This is a genomic window from Bradyrhizobium sp. DOA9, from assembly GCF_000617845.2.
GTDB lineage: Bacteria > Pseudomonadota > Alphaproteobacteria > Rhizobiales > Xanthobacteraceae > Bradyrhizobium.
On record NZ_DF820425.1, the window covers coordinates 1,354,540 to 1,374,259 of the forward strand.

General features: G+C 65.7%; 17 protein-coding genes, 1 tRNA gene and 1 riboswitch. Of the genes, 8 read left to right on the forward strand and 10 right to left on the reverse strand.

What is annotated here, in order from left to right:
- Window positions 1-7 precede the first annotated feature (7 nt).
- The gene (trxA, locus tag BDOA9_RS06280; protein WP_025033093.1) at window positions 8-931 is read right to left on the reverse strand and encodes a thioredoxin; all 924 of its coding nucleotides are present in this window, start codon (window positions 929-931) and stop codon (window positions 8-10) included.
- 272 nt (window positions 932-1,203) lie between these two features.
- On the opposite strand from trxA, the gene BDOA9_RS06285 reads away from it, so the two are divergent.
- The 4 genes from BDOA9_RS06285 (at window position 1,204) to BDOA9_RS06300 (ending at window position 4,748) form a co-directional block, all read left to right on the forward strand.
- Window positions 1,204-1,278: transfer RNA gene (locus BDOA9_RS06285), tRNA-Gly, on the forward strand.
- A 73-nt stretch (window positions 1,279-1,351) separates the two neighbouring features.
- Window positions 1,352-2,338 (forward strand): NAD-dependent epimerase/dehydratase family protein, encoded by a 987-nt coding sequence (locus tag BDOA9_RS06290; protein ID WP_025033094.1) that lies wholly within the window; start codon window positions 1,352-1,354, stop codon window positions 2,336-2,338.
- A 383-nt stretch (window positions 2,339-2,721) separates the two neighbouring features.
- Entirely contained in the window at window positions 2,722-3,996 is a 1,275-nt protein-coding gene (locus BDOA9_RS06295) for a PQQ-dependent sugar dehydrogenase (RefSeq protein WP_025033095.1), read from the forward strand.
- A 170-nt stretch (window positions 3,997-4,166) separates the two neighbouring features.
- The gene (locus BDOA9_RS06300) at window positions 4,167-4,748 is read left to right on the forward strand and encodes a c-type cytochrome (RefSeq protein ID WP_025033096.1); all 582 of its coding nucleotides are present in this window, start codon (window positions 4,167-4,169) and stop codon (window positions 4,746-4,748) included.
- A 69-nt stretch (window positions 4,749-4,817) separates the two neighbouring features.
- Here the strand turns inward: BDOA9_RS06300 and panE are convergent, their stop codons facing one another.
- The 4 genes from panE to BDOA9_RS06320 form a co-directional block, all read right to left on the reverse strand.
- Window positions 4,818-5,741 (reverse strand): 2-dehydropantoate 2-reductase, encoded by a 924-nt coding sequence (panE, locus tag BDOA9_RS06305; protein WP_025033097.1) that lies wholly within the window; start codon window positions 5,739-5,741, stop codon window positions 4,818-4,820.
- 99 nt (window positions 5,742-5,840) lie between these two features.
- On the reverse strand, window positions 5,841-6,449 hold the full coding sequence (locus BDOA9_RS06310; RefSeq protein ID WP_025033098.1) for a 2-hydroxychromene-2-carboxylate isomerase: 609 nt from the start codon (window positions 6,447-6,449) through the stop codon (window positions 5,841-5,843).
- Between the two features lie 102 nt (window positions 6,450-6,551).
- Window positions 6,552-7,901: an MATE family efflux transporter gene (locus BDOA9_RS06315; RefSeq protein ID WP_025033099.1), complete on the reverse strand. Its 1,350-nt coding sequence runs from the start codon at window positions 7,899-7,901 to the stop codon at window positions 6,552-6,554.
- A gap of 89 nt (window positions 7,902-7,990) precedes the next feature.
- The gene (locus BDOA9_RS06320) at window positions 7,991-8,569 is read right to left on the reverse strand and encodes a DUF2239 family protein (protein ID WP_042335552.1); all 579 of its coding nucleotides are present in this window, start codon (window positions 8,567-8,569) and stop codon (window positions 7,991-7,993) included.
- A gap of 165 nt (window positions 8,570-8,734) precedes the next feature.
- Here BDOA9_RS06320 and BDOA9_RS06325 point away from each other — a divergent pair, with 165 nt between their 5' ends.
- Window positions 8,735-9,400, forward strand: a complete 666-nt coding sequence (locus BDOA9_RS06325) for a glutathione S-transferase family protein (protein WP_025033101.1) — start codon at window positions 8,735-8,737, stop codon at window positions 9,398-9,400.
- 30 nt (window positions 9,401-9,430) lie between these two features.
- Here the strand turns inward: BDOA9_RS06325 and ggt are convergent, their stop codons facing one another.
- Window positions 9,431-11,182, reverse strand: coding sequence for a gamma-glutamyltransferase (ggt, locus tag BDOA9_RS06330; RefSeq protein WP_082847795.1), 1,752 nt, complete (start codon window positions 11,180-11,182; stop codon window positions 9,431-9,433).
- Between the two features lie 100 nt (window positions 11,183-11,282).
- Between ggt and BDOA9_RS06335 the strand changes: the two genes are divergently transcribed.
- Window positions 11,283-12,668 carry an MFS transporter gene (locus BDOA9_RS06335; RefSeq protein WP_025033103.1) on the forward strand — a complete coding sequence of 462 codons (1,386 nt, stop codon included), beginning with the start codon at window positions 11,283-11,285 and terminating at the stop codon, window positions 12,666-12,668.
- Between the two features lie 115 nt (window positions 12,669-12,783).
- On the opposite strand, the gene purH is transcribed toward BDOA9_RS06335, so the two are convergent.
- From purH to BDOA9_RS06350, 3 genes are all read right to left on the reverse strand, one after another.
- Window positions 12,784-14,376 (reverse strand): bifunctional phosphoribosylaminoimidazolecarboxamide formyltransferase/IMP cyclohydrolase, encoded by a 1,593-nt coding sequence (purH, locus tag BDOA9_RS06340; protein ID WP_025033104.1) that lies wholly within the window; start codon window positions 14,374-14,376, stop codon window positions 12,784-12,786.
- A gap of 24 nt (window positions 14,377-14,400) precedes the next feature.
- A riboswitch (ZMP/ZTP riboswitch) is annotated at window positions 14,401-14,482 on the reverse strand.
- Between the two features lie 59 nt (window positions 14,483-14,541).
- Window positions 14,542-16,260: a heparinase II/III family protein gene (locus BDOA9_RS06345; protein ID WP_025033105.1), complete on the reverse strand. Its 1,719-nt coding sequence runs from the start codon at window positions 16,258-16,260 to the stop codon at window positions 14,542-14,544.
- A gap of 157 nt (window positions 16,261-16,417) precedes the next feature.
- On the reverse strand, window positions 16,418-17,764 hold the full coding sequence (locus tag BDOA9_RS06350; protein ID WP_025033106.1) for an RsmB/NOP family class I SAM-dependent RNA methyltransferase: 1,347 nt from the start codon (window positions 17,762-17,764) through the stop codon (window positions 16,418-16,420).
- Between the two features lie 190 nt (window positions 17,765-17,954).
- Between BDOA9_RS06350 and BDOA9_RS06355 the strand changes: the two genes are divergently transcribed.
- Window positions 17,955-18,155 (forward strand): DUF1674 domain-containing protein, encoded by a 201-nt coding sequence (locus tag BDOA9_RS06355; RefSeq protein ID WP_025033107.1) that lies wholly within the window; start codon window positions 17,955-17,957, stop codon window positions 18,153-18,155.
- 70 nt (window positions 18,156-18,225) lie between these two features.
- A complete protein-coding gene (locus BDOA9_RS06360) occupies window positions 18,226-18,816 on the forward strand; it encodes a thermonuclease family protein (protein ID WP_025033108.1) in 591 nt (196 codons plus the stop codon).
- A 52-nt stretch (window positions 18,817-18,868) separates the two neighbouring features.
- On the opposite strand, the gene BDOA9_RS06365 is transcribed toward BDOA9_RS06360, so the two are convergent.
- Window positions 18,869-19,384, reverse strand: a complete 516-nt coding sequence (locus BDOA9_RS06365; RefSeq protein WP_025033109.1) for a L,D-transpeptidase — start codon at window positions 19,382-19,384, stop codon at window positions 18,869-18,871.
- Window positions 19,385-19,720: the final 336 nt, after the last annotated feature.

Sequence of the window (19,720 nt, forward strand, 5' to 3'; positions counted from 1 at the left end):
CGCGTCTCTACGAAAACAGGATCGTCGACAAACGCTTGCGTCCCTCGACGGTTGCATCATCCGTGCCGCCCCAGGCCTCGAAGAACTGCACCAGCTGCTTGCGGGCGCCGTCGTCGTTCCATTTGCGGTCACGCTTGATGATCTCGAGCAGCTGCTCGGTCGCCGCCGCGCGATTGCCCTGGGCGTTGAGCGCGGTGGCGAGGTCGAATCTAGCTTGATGATCGAGCGGGTTTGCGGCGACTTTCTGTTCCAGCTCGGCAACCGGCCCGAGCGATTTCGCCTGCTCGGCGAGATCGATCGCGGTCTGCACGGCCTTCACGGCCGGGTCGTTGCGCTTGGATTCCGGCACCATGGCCAGCGTCTGCTTGGCCTGCTCCATCGCGCCGGACACGGCGTAGCACTTGGCGAGGCCCGCAAGCGCCGCGATGTTGGTCGAATCATGCTGCAGCGCCTCGGCATAGATCTGCGCGGCCGCCGCCGCGTCGCCCTCGGCCAGCACTGCATCGGCCTCCTGCACGATCTCGGCGACGTTGACCTCGCCCGGCGCGGTGACGCCCTTGGTCAGCCGCTCGATGAAGGCGTTGACCTGGCTCTCCGGCACCGCGCCCATGAAGCCGTCGGCCGGCTGGCCGTTGACGAAGGCGATCACGGCCGGGATCGACTGGATGCCCATCTGGCCGGGGATCGCCGGATGATGGTCGATGTTCATCTTGACCAGCTTGACCTTGCCCTTGGCCGCCTTCACCGCCTTCTCCAGCACGGGGGTGAGCTGCTTGCAGGGGCCGCACCATTCCGCCCAGAAATCGATCAGCACGGGCTGGCGCTTCGATTCCTCGATGACGTCCTTCACGAAGGTCTGGGTGGTGGTGTCCTTGATCAGGTCGGCCGCAGCCGGACCCGCCGCTCCGTTACCCTGGTCGATGATCGTCACGGGATTCCCTCGTCATGTCTGGAATGGCGGCTCTTTAGCACGCCGCCGCGTCATATGCTTGTGGTCGGCTCCTAAATTGGGCCGAATGGGCCGAATTTCAATCCAGGCCCGCCGATTCGCCGGTTCCGGGACGTTTCCGGTCGATTTGGGCCAGCTTCGAGCTCCATATGGGGCCCGAATTGCGAATTGATGCCGCCCGTAGCTGTTGCATTCCCCTCCCGCTTTTGGCATACGACAGCCGTTGCCGGCGCGTCACGCGACCGACACAGGATGCGGGTGTAGCTCAGTGGTAGAGCACGACCTTGCCAAGGTCGGGGTCGAGGGTTCGAGCCCCTTCGCCCGCTCCAGTTTTCTCCAGAGCATCCAGCCAAACCGGATCGGGCCGCGGTTTTTCGCGCCGCTGGCTGGGTGGAGTCTCTCATGACAATCCTGGTTACGGGTAGCGCGGGCCACCTCGGTGAAGCCATTCTCCGGACGTTGCGCGGGCGCGGCTTGCCTGCCCGCGGGCTCGATCTCAAGCCCTCCCCCTTCACCGATTCCGTCGGCTCCATCGTCGATCCCGGCTTCGTGCGGCGCCAGATCGACGGCGTCTCCGCCGTGATCCACACCGCGACGCTGCACAAGCCGCATGTGGCGACCCATTCCAAGCAGGATTTTGTCGACACCAACATCACCGGCACGCTCAACCTGCTCGAGGCGGCCTCGGCCGCCGGCGTGAAGAGTTTTGTCTTCACCAGCACCACCAGCGCGTTCGGCTCGCAGCTGCGGCCCGAGGCGGGACAGGCGGCGGTGTGGGTCACCGAGGAGCTGCCGTCGGTGCCGAAGAACATCTACGGCACGACCAAGCTGATGGCTGAAAACCTCTGCGAGCTGTTCTTTCGCGAGCGCGCCCTGCCGATTGTTGCCTTACGGACCTCGCGCTTCTTTCCGGAGGACGACGACGATCCGGCTGTGCGGTCGGCCTACACGCTGGAGAACGCGCAGGCCAACGAGCTGCTCTATCGCCGGCTGGATATCGCGGACGCGGTGAGCGCGCATCTGGCCGCCGTCGAGCGCGCGCCCGGCATCGGGTTCGCGCGCTACATCGTCTCGGCGACGAGCCCGTTCGAGCAACGTCATCTCGGAGCGTTGGCGCGCGATGCCGCCGCTGTCGTGCGCGAGCTCTATCCGGAGTGCGCGCAGCTCTATGCGGCGCGCGGTTGGCGGCTCTTCCCCGCGATCGATCGCGTCTATGTCAACGAGCGCGCGCGGCGGGAGCTCGGCTGGCGGCCCGAATTCGACTTCGCGCATGTGCTGCGCTCCTTGCGCGATGGCCGCGATTTCCGCAGCACGCTGGCGCGCGAGGTCGGATCGAAAGGCTATCATGACACGCTGTTCGACGACGGACCCTACCCCGTCGCCCCGTGAGCGGCTGTCGCTGATTTAGTCGATACTTCAATTGACTGTCCGGCGTCACCGCGAGCGGCTCAACTTGCGCCGGTCTACTGTGCATGGGGTTGTTTTCGCACTTTTGTATGTCCAACCCCTCGTGCGGCCTCGACACCGAGGCGCCTTTGCTCTTGATTCCGCGTTGCAGCGCGAGGCGCGGTCGTCGCAGCGTTCATCCGTTCATTCACATTCCGTCTCAATTTTTGCCGCGCGCAGCCGCGCTGCATCCGGCGCGCTTCTCATGATGGGCAGATGTGCTAACCTTTTTGCGCCTGTCGTCCCGACGGGCTCAAAACTTCGCCTCTCGACTAGCAAAACAAAATAACGCGCAGCCCCGACGGCTGCCTTAGGGGAGTGATGCGATGACATCGATGTTCCATCGATCAATGTTGGCGCTTGCGGCCGTGGCCCTTCTCGCGGGGACTAGTGCCGGCAATGCGCAGCAGCAGGACAAGAACAAGCCGCTGAAGAAATACGAATCCGGCACCAAGGAGTTCTGGACCCACCCGCCGGACGATTGGTTCCTCGGCGACGAGACCGAGGCGCAGAAGGGCCTCGCGCCGCCGTCGGGCCCGCCGACCGGCGCCTCCGATGCCGAGCTCGCCAACATCGTCAAGAAGATCAAGCTGCCGCCGGGCTTCAAGATCGAGGTCTACGCCTCCGGCGTGCTGGCCGCGCGGCAGATGGCCTGGGGTGACAAGGGCACGCTGTTCGTCGGCTCGTTCGGTCTCGGCAATGTCTATGCGATCAAGGACAACAACGGAAAGAAGGAGGTCAAGACCGTCCTCAAGGGCCTCAACATGCCCACCGGTCTCGCCTTCAGGGACGGCGCGCTCTATGTCATCGCCGTCGACAAGCTGATCCGCTACGACAACGCCGAAGCCAATCTCGACAATCTCGGTCAGGGCAAGGTCGTCTATGACGACATGCCGTCCTATGCCGCGCATGGCTGGAAATACATCGCGGTCGACAAGGAAGGCTGGTTCTTCCTGCCGTTCGGACCGCCCTTCAACATCGGCATTCCGCCGACCAGCGTGTCGCAGATCCGGCGCGTCGATCCCAAGACCGGCAACGCCGAAATCTGGGCGCTCGGCGTCCGCAACTCGGTCGGCGGCGACGTCGATCCGCGCACCGGCAAGCTCTGGTTCACCGAGAATGCTCGCGACTGGATCAGCGATGATCTGCCCTCGGACAAGCTGAACATGATCAACCGGATCGGCGAGCATTTCGGCTATCCTTATTGCCATCAGGGCAATCTGCCCGATGACAAGTTCGCGATGGGCCACAAGTGCTCGGAGTTCACGCCGCCGGTGCTGAATCTCGGCGCCCATGTCGCGCCGCTCGGCATGAAGTTCTACACCGGCGACCAATTCCCCGCCGACTACAAGAACAACATCCTGATCGCCGAGCACGGCTCCTGGAATCGCCACAAGTACCAGGGCGCGCGCATCGTGCGCGTGATCGTCGGGCCCGACGGCAAGAACCCGAAGCAGGAGATCTTCGCCTCCGGCTGGCTCGAGGGCGACCAGGGCTATCTCGGCCGTCCCAACGACATCATCCTTGCCAAGGACGGATCGATCCTCGTTGCCGACGACTGGGCCGGCGCGATCTACCGCATCAGCTACAGCAAGAAGTAGCGCACCTGACGGAGAGGCTGCGACCAGTTCACGGTGGCAGCCTCTTTGGCTTGCGATGGAACACGGTCGTCATGCCCGGACTTGATCCGGGATCCATCAACGAGAAACTTTCTGCAAAATGGATGGATCGCCGGGTCGAGCCCGGCAATGACGGTCGGAGAGATTGAGACATGCGGGTCGTTGGGTTTGGAATTCTGTCGGCGGCGCTCCTGCTCGCGCCGGCTGCTACGGCTGCCGACAATGCCGCGATCAAGGAGAAAGCCGCCGCCTGCGCCGGCTGTCACGGCGAGAACGGCATCTCGCAGACCGAGAACGTCCCCTCGCTCGCCGGTCAGCCCGATCAATTCCTGCAATGGCAGCTCGTGTTCTTCCGCGCCGGCTCGCGCAAGAACGATCAGATGCAACCCATCGTCGAAGGGATCACCAACGAGGACATCCGCAATTTCGGCGCTTACTTCGCCTCGCTGACACCGCCGAAGGGACCAGAGGACGGGGATCCGGACCTGTCGAAAAAGGGCGCACAGGTCGCTGCCGGCCGCCGCTGCGCCTCATGTCACACCGACAGCTATGCCGGCACCAAGGCGGTGGCGCGGCTCGCGGGCCAGCGCGAGGAATATCTCGTCAAGGCGCTGCACGACTACAAGGCCGGCCAGCGTGTCGGCGGCGGCGTCGCGGCGATGGCGGATGTCGCCTATCACATGAGCGACGAGGAGATCACCGCCGTCTCGCACTATCTCGCGCATCTGAAATAGCGCGGAGCTGTTTCGGCAAGCCCGCGGCGCGCGTAGCGCGAGGCCGGGACGACAGCGGTATATGACGCCCTACCCCGCCCGCTGCCGCTCATACGCCTTCAGATGCGTATACGCGATGCGCAGCTTCGGCACCGGCACCTTAGCGGCGTCGGCGCGCGCGATGAGATCGCCGACGACGTGGTCGGCTTCGACAGGCAGGCCCGCCTTGATGTCGCGGAACATCGACGCTGTCAACGGCGAGCCCTCGGTGGTGAGATTACCTTTGACGCGCTCGAAGAACGGCCCGCCCGGTGGGTAGCCCGATGCAGCTGCGACCGCGCTGGTCTCATCGAGCATGCCGAGCAGGAAATCCCGGCCGCCGGGCGCGGCGAGGATGTTGCCGACGGACGTCCGCATCAGGCTGGTGCTTGCCGCGAGCGAGGACAGGAACACCCACTTCTCCCACATGTCCTGCATGATGTTCTGGCTGGCGCTGGCGCCGTTGATGCCGCTCTTGAAGGCCTCGTCGATCGCCTTCACCCGGTCCGACGTCCCGCCGTCGCGCTCGCCGTAGGTGATCGACTGCATCGGCTGCAGCTGCACCACCTCGCGCTTCTCGTTCAGCGTCGCGGCGATGGCGCAGAGGCCGCCGAGCACGCGCTCCTTGCCGAACCTCGCATCCAGCGTGTCGAGATGCTTCATGCCGTTGAGCATCGGGATGATCGCGGTGTTGGGCCCGACCGCCGGGGCGAACGATTTGATGGCATCGTCGAGGTCGAACGCCTTGCAGCTGAGCAGCACGACGTCGAACTTGTCCTTGAGTGCGTCGGCCTGAACCGTCGGCGGATTCTTCAGGGTCACATCGCCGTTCGGGCTCTTGATGACGAGACCGGCGCTTGCGAGCTCGCCGGCGCGGCGCGGCCTGACCAGGAAGGTGACGTCGCGGCCGGCCTGCAACAGCCTGCCGCCGAAATAGCCGCCGATGGCGCCGGCGCCGACCACGAGGATGCGCATGAGAGAACTCCGCTTTTACTATTGGCGAATGGCGAATAGGGAGTAGCGAATAGCGGACGCGATTTCCACTCGCTATTCGCTACCCGCCATTCGCGCGCTTCACTTTCCCGACACCATCTCCTCGACCTCGCGCAGCTGCTCCTTGCCGAAGAACATCTCGTTGCCGACGAAGAAAGTCGGCGAACCGAACGCGCCGCGGGCGACCGCCTCCTCGGTGTTTTTGATCAGCTTGGCCTTGACCTCGGGTTCCTGGCTGCGGGCAAACAGCTTTTGCGCATCGAGGCCGGACGAGGCCAGCGCCTTCGCCGCGATCTCGGGATCGTCCATCTTCTTCGGCTCGCGCCACATGTGGTGGAAGGCGGCCTCGACATATGTCTCGAACACGCCCTCGATCTGCGCCGCGATCGCCGCGCGCATCAGGTTCAGCGTGTTGACGGGAAAGTGCGGATTCCAGACATAGGGCTGGACATGGAAGCGCTTGATGAAGCGCTCGGTCTCGATCTGCTGGAACTCCCGCTTGTTCCTGACGCCGGCGAGCGTCTCGGCCGGCGACTTGTTGTTGGTCGACTTGAAGATGCCGCCGAGCAGGATCGGTACATATTCGAACTTGACGCCGATCCGCTGTTCGATCGCCGGTATAGCCAGATGGCTGAGATAGGCGTTGGGGCTACCGAAATCGAACAGGAATTGCGGGGCGGTGCGGGTCAAGATCATTCTCCCTGGCCTGGCTTTCTCAGTTGGCTTTTCCTCATTGTGGCGCAGGGCGCGCCACAGGTCCATCGTTTAATGACGATCGTAATACTCTGGCGGTCAGATCAGGCGCCGGATTGCCCGCTTGCGCCACACCAGGTGGTAATAGCCCATCTGCAGAATCAACATGGCGCAGAACACGATGGGATAGGCAGCCCACACGCCGGCCAGGCCGACGGTGCGGCTGAGGATGATTGCGGCCGGCAGCTCGATCGCGGCGATCGCGAAGATCGACAGCAGCATCGGCGTCAACGCGACGCCGGCGCCGCGCATCGCGCCCGAGAACACGGTCGCGAGCCCGAACGGCACCGAGCTCCACAAGGCGATGTCGAGCAATCCCTTCGCCAGATCCAGCACGGCGTCGTCGGTGATGAAGATGCCGAGCACCGCGCGCGGCGCGAGGTAGATCAGCGCCACCAGCCCGCCGGTCAGGGCGATGTTGAACGCAAGGCCCATCCGCACGATGCCGTCGAGCCGGTCCCGGTCGCCGCCGCCGATGGCCTGGGCGCCGAGGATCGAGACCGCGATCGAGATCGACATCGCCGTGAACTGGGTGTAGCCCATCACCTGGTTGACGGCGCCATAGGCGGCGGTGGCATTTGAGCCGAAGCCGTTGACGAGGCCGAGCAGCACGAGCTCGGCGATCGCCATCACCACCATGCCGATCGCGCTCGGCAGGCCGATGCCGAGGACTTTGCCGAGCACGGCGCCGTTCAGCCTGAGGTGACGCAGCAGCGTCGCATCCGGCGCGAGCGCGTGCCTTCTCCGCAGCAGATAGACGGCCAGCACGATCAGCGTCAGCATGTTCGAGATCGCAGCGCCCCAGGCAGGACTGGTGATGCCGACCGCCGGCAATCCGAACGTACCGCGGATCAGCATCGGCGTCAGGATCAGGCCGATCGCCGTCGACATGGCCAGCGCCAGCAGCGGTGTCAGTCCATCGCCGACGCCGCGGATCATCGCCGTCATCAGCAGGAAGACGAAGCCGAGCGGCATCGTCAGCAGCATGATGCGCGCATAGGCGCTGGCTTCATCGAGAATGTCCGCGGGCGTGGCAAGCATGACCATCAAGGGTCGGCTGAAGATCCCGCCAACGAGTGCAATCGAAATCGAGAGCAGCAAGCCGACGGCGAGTGTCGTGCCGACGATGATCTTGATGCGGCCATGCTCTCCGGCGCCAAAAGCCTGGCCGATCAGCACGGTGGCACCGGTGCTCAGCCCCATGACGAAGGCGAACAGGAAGAACATCACCGGGAAGAACGCCGAGACCGCGGCGAGCGCGTCGACGCCGATCATCTGGCCGACATAGACGTTGCTGACGGTGCCGAACAGCGATTGCAGCGCGTTGCTCAGCATCAGGGGTGCGAGGAAGCGGAGGAACGTGGTCCAGAGCGGTCTTGCGGCAGACATGGAATTGGCCTTTCATCAGGGCGTGCGAAGCCGTTGCCGCGCAATGCGCGGCTCGGCCGTCGATAGGGTCGTGAAGAGCGGTGCGCGGTTTAGGCGCGGTCGCTGTAGGCGAGCTTGACGATGTGGTCGCGGATGTCGGTCGGCCAGTCCGCAATCAGTCCGGTGAAGCGCCGCCGGTCCTCTGCGAACAGCGCGCGCGAAGCTTCCTCGAACTGCGGCAGATCGCCGGCCATGGTCGACATGAAGTGGTAGGCCGCATCGCGCGCCTGCCGCTCGCGGTCCTTGTCGCCGCTGGCGCGCCTGGCCTCGTCGACGAGCTTGCGCAGCGCGACCGAAGCGCCGCCGGCCTGTGCGTTGAGCCACTCCCAGTGCCGCGGCAGCAAGGTCACCTCGCGCGCGACCACGCCGAGCTTCGGCCGGCCGCGTCCGCGCGGCTCGGCGGGGGCTGTGGCCGTCTCGGCTTGCGGCATGAGCGTTGCCAGCCGGGCCAGCACCTCGCGGTCGTCACCGCGCAGGTCGAAATCGATCGACCGGCCCGTGCCGTCATCGAAGATGATGATCGGCTGGTCCAGCGGTTGCGTGGCACGCTTCACCGCGAGCGCGACATCGCCCGCCGTGCCGGAGGTCAGCCGGCGCTGGCCGGCGAAAGCCGTGTAGGTCCCTTGCATTGGAATCATTACCGTATTGATCGCGTTCCCGGCTTAATACCCGGGTAAATTCGTCACGTCAATATACCCGGGTGAAAATATCCACGGTGACGGCTCGACAATGTGTTCCCGGGCTGGCACCAACGGCGCAGCCGATCGACCGTGCCAAGCCTTGAGGACCCCGCGATGCTAACCGTTCACCACCTCAACAATTCCCGCTCGCAGCGCGTGCTGTGGCTGCTCGAGGAGCTGGGCGTTCCTTACGAGATCGTGCGCTATCAGCGCCAGCCGGACATGCGCGCGCCGAAGGAGCTGCGCGCCATCCACCCGCTCGGCAAGTCGCCCGTCATCACCGACAACGGCAACACCATCGCCGAGTCGGGGGCGATCATCGAATATCTCATCGGCACCTACGGCAACGGACGGCTGATCCCCCCGCCGAACACGCCGGAGCGGCTGCGCTACACCTATTGGCTGCACTATGCGGAAGGATCCGCGATGCAGCCGCTGCTGCTCAAGCTGCTGTTCACGCTGATGCCGAAGCGCGCGCCGGCGCTGCTGCGCCCGCTGGTGCGCAAGGTCTGCAACCAGGCGCTGACCGCGCTGGTCAATCCGCAGCTCAAGCAGCACATGGATTATTGGGAAGGCGAGCTCGGCAAGAGCGAGTGGTTCGCCGGCAGCGAGTTCACCGCGGCCGATATCCAGATGAGCTTTCCGCTCGAAGCCGCCCAAGCCCGCGGCGGGCTTGAGCAGGGCCATCCCAAGGCGATGGCGTTCCTGGAGCGCATCCACGCCCGGCCAGCGTACAACCGCGCGCTCGAGAAGGGCGGACCATATCAGGTTGGGCGATAGAGTCCCTTACCCGGTCACTTCGGGAGCAGGCTACTGCCCCGCCGCCTCCGCGCCGCGCGTGCGCGGGTCGGCTGCGCCCAGCGGTCCGTTCGGCGTCACCAGAATCGAGTTGGCCGATGTCTGCCCCATCGGCTCGACGACGAGGTGCCCCATCGCCTTCAGCTCGCGCAGCACGTCCTCGGGAAAGCCGCGCTCGACGCGCACTTCATCCGGCAGCCATTGATGGTGCAGTCGCGGCGTTGCGACGGCCGCCGCAACATCCATCTTGTAGTCGAGCACGTTCACGATCACCTGCAGCACGGTCGAGATGATGCGGCTGCCGCCGGGCGAGCCCGTCACCAGCACCGGCTTGCCGTCCCTCAGCACGATGGTCGGCGACATCGACGACAGCGGCCGTTTGCCGGGTCCGGGCAGATTCGCCTCGAAGCCAACGAGACCATAGGCGTTGGAGGCACCGACCGCCGCGGTGAAATCGTCGAGCTCGTTGTTGAGCAGCACGCCCGTGCCCTCGGCGACGAGGCCGACGCCGTAGCTGAAGTTCAGTGTGTAGGTGTTGCTGACCGCATTGCCGCGGGCATCGACGACCGAAAAATGCGTGGTGTTGCTGCCCTCACGCGGCGTGGCAGAAGCAGACGCGAGCTCTGTTGAAGGCGTGGCGCGCTCGGGGGAAATGTGCGCGCGCAGCCTGGTGGCATAGTCCTTCGCGATGAGGGTCTCGATCGGCGCGTTGACGAAGGCGGGATCACCGAGATAGCGGGCGCGATCGGCATAAGCGCGCTTCATGGCCTCGATCAACAGATGCAGCGATGCCGCCGATCCCTGCTTCAGATCGGCAAGAGGAAAGCCCTCGAGGATGTTGAGCGTCTCCATCAGCACGACGCCGCCGGACGAGGGCAGCGGCATCGACACGATGTCATAGCCGCGGTAGCTGCCGCGCACCGGCGTGCGGATGACCGGCTGATACGCCTTGAGGTCGGCCGGCGTCATGATGCCGCCGGCATCGGTCACCGCCTTGGCGAGCTTCTCGGCGACCGGCCCCTCGTAGAATCCCCGCGGTCCCAGTTCAGCGACGGCCGCCAGCGTTTCGGCGAGATCGCCCTGCACCAGCCGATCGCCTTCGCCCAGCGGCGTGCCATCCGGACGCGAGAAGATCCTGGCCGAGGACGGCCAGCGTGCCAGCCGCCGGTGCCAGCTCGGCAGCGTATCGGCCATGTCGTCGCTGACGATGAAGCCATCGCGTGCGAGCCCGATCGCGGGCGCCAGCAGTTGCGCCAGCGTGAACTGACCCGAGCCGTACTTCTCCAATGCGAGCGCGAGACCAGCGACGGTGCCGGGCACGCCGATGCCGAGCGCGGAATCCCGCGACTTCGCCACGTCAGGCTTGCCGTCGGGTCCAAGGAAAACCTGCGGCGTGGTCGCTGCCGGCGCGGTTTCGCGATAGTCGATCGTGATGTCTTCATTGCGATCGGCGGAATGGATCACCATGAAGCCGCCGCCGCCGATATTGCCGGCGCGCGGATAGGTCACTGCCATCGCGAAGCCGGTCGCGACTGCGGCGTCGACGGCATTGCCGCCGCGTCGCAGAATGTCGGCGCCCACTTGCGCGGAGATCTTCTCCTGCGCCACCACCATGCCGTGCTCGGCGGCAACGGCCCGCACCGAGTCGCGCGCGGGCGGGACATAGCCCGGCCGCGCGTCTTGAGCGGTCGCGGGGGCGAGATCGAACACCAGGACGGCAATGGCGGCCAAAAATGTCCGCCGTGTCGAATATGACGACATCATCAAATTTCCGCCGTGGCGCTGAACCGGTTCACACCCGTCACCGTAATGCTATACCGTTTGCTCCGAGAGAGGCAAAACTGTTCGTGATGGGTCCTGCGTGATGACGACAATCGCCCCGGATGCGACCATGGCCGGCGTGGCGCGGACCTATCCGCGGCGCGCCGCCGTCGTGAGCTGGATCTTCTTCGATTGGGCTGCGCAGCCATATTTCACGCTGATCACGACCTTCGTGTTCGCGCCTTATTTCGCGACGGCCATCGCGCCAAGTCCCGCCACCGGTCAATCCTTGTGGGGCTTTGCAATGGCGGCCGCGGGCCTTGCGATCGCGCTGTTGTCGCCGGTGCTCGGCGCCATCGCCGACGCTTCGGGCCGCAGGAAACCGTGGATCGCGGGTTTCGGTATGGTGCTGGTGCTGGCGTCCTGCACACTCTGGATCGGCAAGCCCGGCGATCATGCCATCATTCCGCTGGTGCTCACCGCAGTTGCGCTCGCCAGCGTCGGCGCGGAATTCGCCACGCTCTTCAACAACGCGATGATGCCGACCCTGGTGCCGCCGGAGCGAATCGGCCGGCTTTCCGGCACCGGCTGGGCCACGGGCTACATTGGCGGCATCGTCAGCCTGATCATCGTGCTCGGCCTGCTCGCCGCCAATCCGGAGACCGGCCGCACGCTGCTCGGCGTCACGCCGCTCTTTGGCCTCGATCCCCTCACGCGTCAGGGCGATCGTGCCGCGGGGCCGCTGACCGGGCTGTGGTTCATCATCTTCGTGACGCCGATGTTCCTGTTCACGCCGGATTACCCGGCGAAGCGGCCGTTGCGGGTGGCGCTGCGCGCGGGCCTGTCGGAGCTGAAGCAGTCGATCGAGAATCTGCCGAGGCGAAAATCGCTCGCGGCGTTCCTGCTCGCCAACATGATCTACACCGATGGCCTGGTGTCTCTGTTCGCCTTCGGCGGCATCTATGCCGCCGGCACCTTCGGCTGGCACACGATCCAGATCGGGACGTTCGGCATCATGCTGGCGATTGCCGGAGCGCTCGGCGCCTGGATCGGCGGCAAGCTGGATGATCGTCTCGGTCCGAAGCGCGTCATCGCCGGCAGCCTGCTGGTCCTGTTGCTGTCGGTGGCCGCGATTCTTCTGGTCGACAAGGACAGTGTCCTGTTCGTCAAGACCGCGCTGCCGCAAGCCGGCGCTCCCCTGTTCTCGAGTGCGGCCGAGCGCGCCTATCTCGTGCTGGGCTGCCTGATCGGTGCCGCCGGCGGCCCGCTCCAGGCTGCTTCCCGCACGCTGTTGATCCACCTCGCACCGAAGGATCGCATCGCGCAATATTTCGGCCTGTTCGCGCTGACGGGAAAGGTGACGTCCTTCATCGGCCCGCTGCTGATCGGCATGGTCACCGCGCTGACCGCCAGCCAGAAGGCCGGCATGGCCGTGCTGGTCGTGTTCTTCGTCGCGGGGCTCGGGCTGTTGATGCGGGTGCGGGAGTAGCTGCACCACGCAACTCTATCCTCGTCATTGCGAGGAGCACTTGCGACGAAGCAATCCAGACCTTCCTTGCGGAGACAGATTGCTTCGCTTCGCTCGCAATGACGAGTCGATGGACTCAATGCCTGAAGTGCCGCGTTCCCGTGAACACCATGGCGATGCCGTGCTCGTCGGCGGCCTTGATCACCTCGTCGTCGCGCATCGAGCCGCCGGGCTGGACCACGGCAGTGGCGCCGGCTTCGATGCAGGCGAGCATGCCGTCGGCGAACGGGAAGAACGCATCCGAGGCCACCACCGAACCCTTGGTGAGCGGCTCGGCGAGCTTCAGTTCGGCCGCCGCATCCTGCGCCTTGCGCGCGGCGATCCGCGCCGAATCCACCCGGCTCATCTGGCCCGCGCCGATCCCGACGGTGGCGAGATCCCTGGCATAGATGATGGTGTTGGACTTGACGTGCTTTGCCACCCGGAACGCGAATTTCAGGTCGCGCATTTCCGCATCCGTCGGCGCGCGCCTGGTCACGACCTTGAAGGTCATGTCGTCGACCACCGCGTTGTCGCGGCTCTGCACCAGCAGACCGCCCGCCACCGTCTTGGCGGTGAGGCCCGGCGCACGCGGATCGGGCAGGCTGCCAGCGAGCAGCAGGCGGAGGTTCTTCTTGCCGCCGATGATGGCGATCGCCTCTTCGCTGGCGTCGGGCGCGATGATGACCTCGGTGAAGATCTTGGTGATCTCGCGCGCGGTATCGGCATCGAGCGGACGGTTCATCGCGATGATGCCGCCGAACGCGGACGTCGAATCGCAAGCCAGCGCCCTGCGATAGGCCTCGACGAGGTTCGGCCCCTCGGCGACGCCACAGGGATTGGCGTGCTTGACGATGACGCAGGCCGCGGTGCGCTTGGCGTCGAACTCGCCGATGCATTCATAGGCCGCATCGGTGTCGTTGATGTTGTTGTAGGAGAGCTCCTTGCCCTGCAGCTGCTGCGCGGTGGAGACGCCAGGACGCTTGTCCGGCGTCGCATAGAACGCGGCGGTCTGGTGCGGGTTCTCGCCATAGCGCAGCGACTGGATCAGGCGGCCGCCGAAAGCGCGGAAATCGGGCGCGTCGATCTCGAGCTGGCGGTTGAACCAGTTCGAGATCGCGGCGTCATAAGCCGCGGTGCGCGCATAGGCCTTTGCGGCAAGTCGACGGCGCAAGCCCAGCGTGGTCGCGCCGTGGTTGGCGGCGAGCTCGTCGAGCACGGCCTGATAATCCTGCGCCTCGACCACGACAGCGACATCGTCATGGTTCTTCGCAGCGGCGCGGATCATTGCGGGGCCGCCGATGTCGATATTCTCGATGCAATCCTCGAAGCCGGCGCCTTTGTCGACGGTCGCCTCGAACGGATAGAGATTGACGACGAGCAGGTCGATCGGAGCAATGCCGTGCGCCTTCATCGCATCCGCATGCTCCTTGTTGTCGCGGATCGCGAGCAGGCCGCCATGCACCTTCGGATGCAGCGTCTTGACGCGACCGTCCATCATCTCGGGGAAGCCGGTCAGCTCGGACACGTCCTTCACCTTGAGGCCGGCCGCGGCGATGGCCTTGGCGGTGCCGCCGGTCGAGACCAGCTCGACATCACGCGCGGCGAGCGCCTTGGCGAACTCGATCAGGCCGGTCTTGTCGGAGACGGAAAGGAGAGCGCGGGTGACGCGGCGGGGATGGTCAGTCATGAGCAAGATCCTCTGTTCAGGGAGTGTCTATGCCCAGGCGCGCGGCTCATATGTCCCGCGCTTCCCGATGGTGCTCCATCCAAGGTCGCCAGTCGCGCGAGCGAGCGCTCGATAGCAGCTTTCGCCGCTTTTCACAACGACGAGATAGGGCCGGATCGCGCCTGTTTACAACGGAAGTTCCGGCTCGCGCCGGGCGTTGCGGCGGGCATTGGTCACCGCGGGCGAGGCGGTGGAGCGGACAAAGCTCCAGCGGATCGAGGGCGCCTGGCGGGCGTTCTGACGGATCACGATCTGGGCGGTACGGCGCGGGCCGTCATTGCCGGCCAGGAATACGCTGTCCTCGAGATCGACCTTGTCGTCCAGGGCCTCGAAGGTCCAGACGTCGCGGTTCGGCAGCACCAGCATGACGCCGCGCGCATCCGACAGCCGGCTCGCCTTCACCGCCGGATGCAGATGGAAGCGCAGCGCGAAATCGGCATCGGCACCCTTGAAGCGCCCGCCCTGCGGCGGCGACAGCGTGTCCTCGCCGTCGATGCGCCCGCCGTCATTGGCGATCATCAGCACGCGGCGGTGGATCGCGCCGAACTTGGCGAGATAGCCGTCATGCGAGGTCGTGAGCAGCGTGCCGTTCTGCACGATCTCGCGGTAGCTCTCGACCTCGACCGGGCCGCTGGTGACAGGCGCGCCGTGCAGGAGCCGCTTCATCGCCGACATCTCGACGAACTGACAGGACGATGTCTCGTGATAGGTCAGCGTCGAATGCGCCGCCGTGCTGCGCGCGAACGGCCGCCAATTGTCGCGGCCCGTGGTCGGCATGCCGCAATTGGTGACGATGCGGCTGGTGCCGGACGACAGTTCGAACGACAGGCAGCCGGCGTGGGCGTCGTGGCTGACGCTGGCGGGCGGCGGCGGGCCGGTGTCGATGATCACGGTGGTCTGGCCGGCATCGAGGCGCTGAAAGCCGGTATGCGGCATGTTGGCCATCGGCGCGCCGTGGGTGTCGTCATAGGCGAGCAGCGTGGCGAGCAGGTCCGAAGACGTCGCGCTCATGCCGTTGAACAAGGCGAAATTGCCGTCGCCGTGCCGGAAGAAGCGCAGCATCGGCATCATGCGGTCGATCGCATTGAGCAGGGCGGGCGGCGGGGCAATGTTGCGCGCGGCAAACGTCTGCCGCAGCGGCAGGAGGTCGATCAATAGCTCGATCAGCGAGCCCGGATTGCGCGAGATGTGGCCGCCATCGGGAAGGATCTGCCGCTGCAATTCGTCGGACAGCTTCTTCGAAGCGGTGCGGATGTGGCGTGTCTGGTTGGCGAGGCACAGCGACGCATAGCACAGCGCGATCAGCACCTGCAGCTTCGGCACCCCGTCCGGAATGTCGAGCATGGTGTAGCGCAGGAAGCGGAGCTCGCGCGCGAGGGCACGCAAGTAACGGCGGTAGAACTTGTTGTCAGTCTCGTTCAGCACCAGCGGCGCCTGCGACAGCAGCGAGATCACGCGCCGCGCCAGCACGTCGGCGCGGCGGGCGACGGGCCGGCGCTTGTTGGCGGGGTTGGCGATCCAGTCCTCGATGAGCGCGCGCGCATTCGCCCGCGTCAGCGCCGTGTCGGCGGCGCGCAGATGACGCAGCCAGCCGAAGCCGAGCAGCGCAACCTCCCAATCCTCAGACGGCGGCTCGAGATCGAAGATCGAGCGGCCGTGGCAATTGACGATCTTGCCGGCGAAGACGAAGCGGCCGGCATAGATCTCGGCGGCGCGGGTCGCGTCCGCGGTCCGCAAATCGTGCGGGGCGATGATCAGCCGGTCGGTGCGGCCGGGCCAGACCCGCGACAGCACAACGGAACCGCCGCTCGCGCGCGCGAGCATGTTCCGCGCGAAGCGGTTCATGACCAGCGTCGAGATACGTCTGCGTTGAGCGACCGACACGCCTTGCCTTGATGGGGGAGAGGATCAGTGACGAATCCTTATTAATCCCAAAATCGAACGCCTTACACCACCTTGAACGGCGCGAATCAGCGCCGTGGCCGCAAAATCCAGTGTAAAATCAGGATTTAACGAGCCGGGCCGCGAAAAATCCGTCGAGCCCGCCGAGCCTGGGGTCGGCGTTCGGCAGATGGCAGGGCAGGGTGCGCAGATCGCCGTCCCGGGTGAGGATTTCGTCGAGGCCCGCAACCTCCGAGGCCACGATCGGGACGCGGCGAAGCGCGGGCTCGGCGGCGAGCACTGCCGCCACGGCCTGCTCGCCTTCCTCGGGTTCCAGCGAACAGGTGCAATAGACCAGCGTGCCGCCTGGCTTGAGCAGCGACACCGATTTTCGCAGCAGCCGCTGCTGGAGCGCGGCCAGAGGCGCGATGTCGGAGTCCTGCCGCAGCCATGCGACATCGGGATGCCGGCGAATCGTACCGGTGGAGGTGCAGGGCGCATCGATCAGAATACCGTCGAAGCCCTCGGCCGGGCCGGCCCATTCCACGGCGTCAGCGACGACGGTCTCGGCCTGCAGCGACAGCCGCGCCAGGTTTTCGCGCAAACGCGCCACTCGTGCGGGCGAGCGGTCGATCGCCGTGACATGCGCGCCTGCCAGCGCCAGCTGCGCGGTCTTGCCGCCGGGGGCGGCACAGAGATCGGCAACGGACTTGCCCTTGACGTCGCCGAACAGCCGGGCGGGCAATGCGGCGGCGGCGTCCTGCACCCACCATTGCCCCTCGGCGAAGCCGGGCAGCATGGTCACCGAACCGTGCAGCAGCATCCGCACCGTTCCGGTCGGCAGCATCTCGCCATGCAGGCGGCTCGCCCATTGGGCGGGATCCGATTTCACCGTGAGATCGAGCGAAGGTTCGTGGCCGAGCGCCGATGCCATGTCTCGTGCGGTCGCCTCGCCATAATGCGCGCTCCAGCGCGCGAGCAGCCATGGCGGCAGATCCAGCGATTGCGTCGCGACCTCCTCGACCAGCGCCTTGCCCTCGCGCGCGCAGCGGCGCAGCACGGCGTTGACGAGGCCGGCATAGCGCGCGGCGCGGCGGTCGGATTGCACGAGGCGAACCGAGAGATCGACCGCGGCGTGATCCGGCACGTCCATCCAGAGGATCTGCGCGGCTCCGATCAAGAGTGCGCTCTGCGCCCGCGGCGCATCGGAGGGAACGCCCTTGTCCAGCAGGCGGGACAGCACATGGCCGAGCGTGCCGAGCCGGCGCAGCACGGTGGCGACCAGGCGCCGCATCAACGCGCGGTCGCGGTCGGCCAGCGTCTTCAGCCCGGGATGGGCACCGCTGCCGTCGAGCTGGTCGTCGAGCGTACGGTGCTTGTGCAGCACGCCGTCGACGATGTCGGCGGCAATCCGTCGCGCCGCAAGGCCGGGCACTTCGGACGGAGGAACGAAACGTTGAGATGGCATGCGGAAGCAAGGTTCTGAACGAGCGGCAGTTCCGCCGCAAATGGGCGCATGCCTTGAGAGGTCGATCTCTGACACGCGAATATGCCAAATGTAAGAATGACCTCTCGCGATTGCAGCGGACAATGACCATTTCAGCAATGCGTTATTGGACCTCGCACTTCCCGTGATCCTGCGTTAGGAACCCGCCGACATGAGCGACCAGCCCTCCGTTCCCAATCGCAAGCCGCTGCCGCCGGCCGCCCAGCGGGCGTTGGCCGAAGCCGAGGCGCGCCGGCAGGCTGCGGCAGCCGCGCATGCTGAAGCTGCGCCGAAGGAGTTGCAGGGCCCAAACGGGCCGGAGCCAACCCGTTACGGCGATTGGGAGCGCAAGGGCATCGCTTCGGACTTTTGAGACACCGCTTTACCCGCGCTCCCCATAAGCCACCTTGCCGGTTCAGCCGACTCAGCCCTAGCGTGTGCGGATGTCGCGCTTCGATCCCAGTCGACCATACCGGCCTTCATACAGCGGCTCGCCGTTCGGCCGTCGCTTCTCCGGACTGTTGCCGTGGATGTTCGTGGTCGGCGTCGTGACGGCCATCGTGCTCGGCTTCCGCCACGGAACGATCTGGCCCATTCCGCGTGTGGATGACGAACAATCGCGAGATGCCGAAATCATCCTGCAGCAGTCCGGCAATTCCGATGCGAGGCAACCGGTCGAGGTCGTCCGCACCATCGACGGTGATACGTTCCTTGCCCGCGTGCATCAGCGCGACGGCCGCGATCTCGTCGCGCGCGTCAGACTGCGCGGCATCGATGCGCCCGAGATGAAGGCATCCTGCCGGGACGAGCTGGACAAGGCCGAAGCCGCCAGCGATGCGCTACGCAACCTGCTCGGCCAGGGCGGCGTGGTGATCTACAATCTTGGTCAGGACAAATACGGCCGTGTTCTCGCCGATGCTGCCACCAGGCGCACCGCCAACGTCGCGGCGACGCTGCTCGCGAGCGGTTACGTGCGCAGCTACAATGGCGGCCATCGCAACGGCTGGTGCGCGCGCGGTTGGCGCTTCTGGTAGCAAAAGGCCGCGTCGAAAGACGCAGCCATTTTATCTCGACTGGTTCAGGCGATCAGCGCGTCACGACCACCGTCGTGCCGACAGAGACGCGGCCGTAGAGATCGGTGATGTCGTCGTTGAGCATGCGGATGCAGCCATAGGACACGAAGCCGCCGATCGAGCCCGGCACGTTGGTGCCGTGGATCGCATATTCGCCGCCGGCGAGCGTCATCGCCGCAACGCCCATCGGGTTGCGCGGCGAGCCGCCCGGAATGACGTCGGGCATATTCGGCTTGTCGCGCTTCACCTCGGCGGGCGGCGCCCAGGCCGGATTGAGATATTTGCCGTCGATCCTCGTCGTGCCGGCCCACTGCTTGCCGGCCCTGCCGACGCCGACCGGGTAGCGCACGGCGTGGCCGTTACCGAGGATGAGATAGAGCCGCCGCTCGCTGGTCTTGACCACGATGGTGCCCGGCGAATAGTCGGCCAGGTGTGCCCCCACCATTTCCGGCCGCGCCTGCGCCGCCGTCGCCGTCAACATCCCGGCCGCGATGGTGGCGGCCAGCGCCGCCGCAATCCTCATCGACATCGATGCTTCCCCTTACTCCAAACGGATCGTCCAAAATGACGCAGAACCCGGCAATCGCCGCCGCACCCAGCCCTCGTCGATGCTCATTCTTGACCGCGCCCGTTAACCCAATGGTTTCCAAGCGCGGCTGCCGAGGGCCGGCCAGCAGGGGGAACAAAGGAAATGTTCGAAATAAAGTAAATGACCTGAAAACAACACTCGGCGGGAAAGATGCCGGCGCACCACCGCGCCGGCTGACAAGAGCGTGAGGGTGTGAATGGCGATTGGTTGAGAGGGGGCGCAACACGCGCCTCGTGTCCCGGACAAGCGCAGCGAAGCGGAGCGCGGATCCGGGAC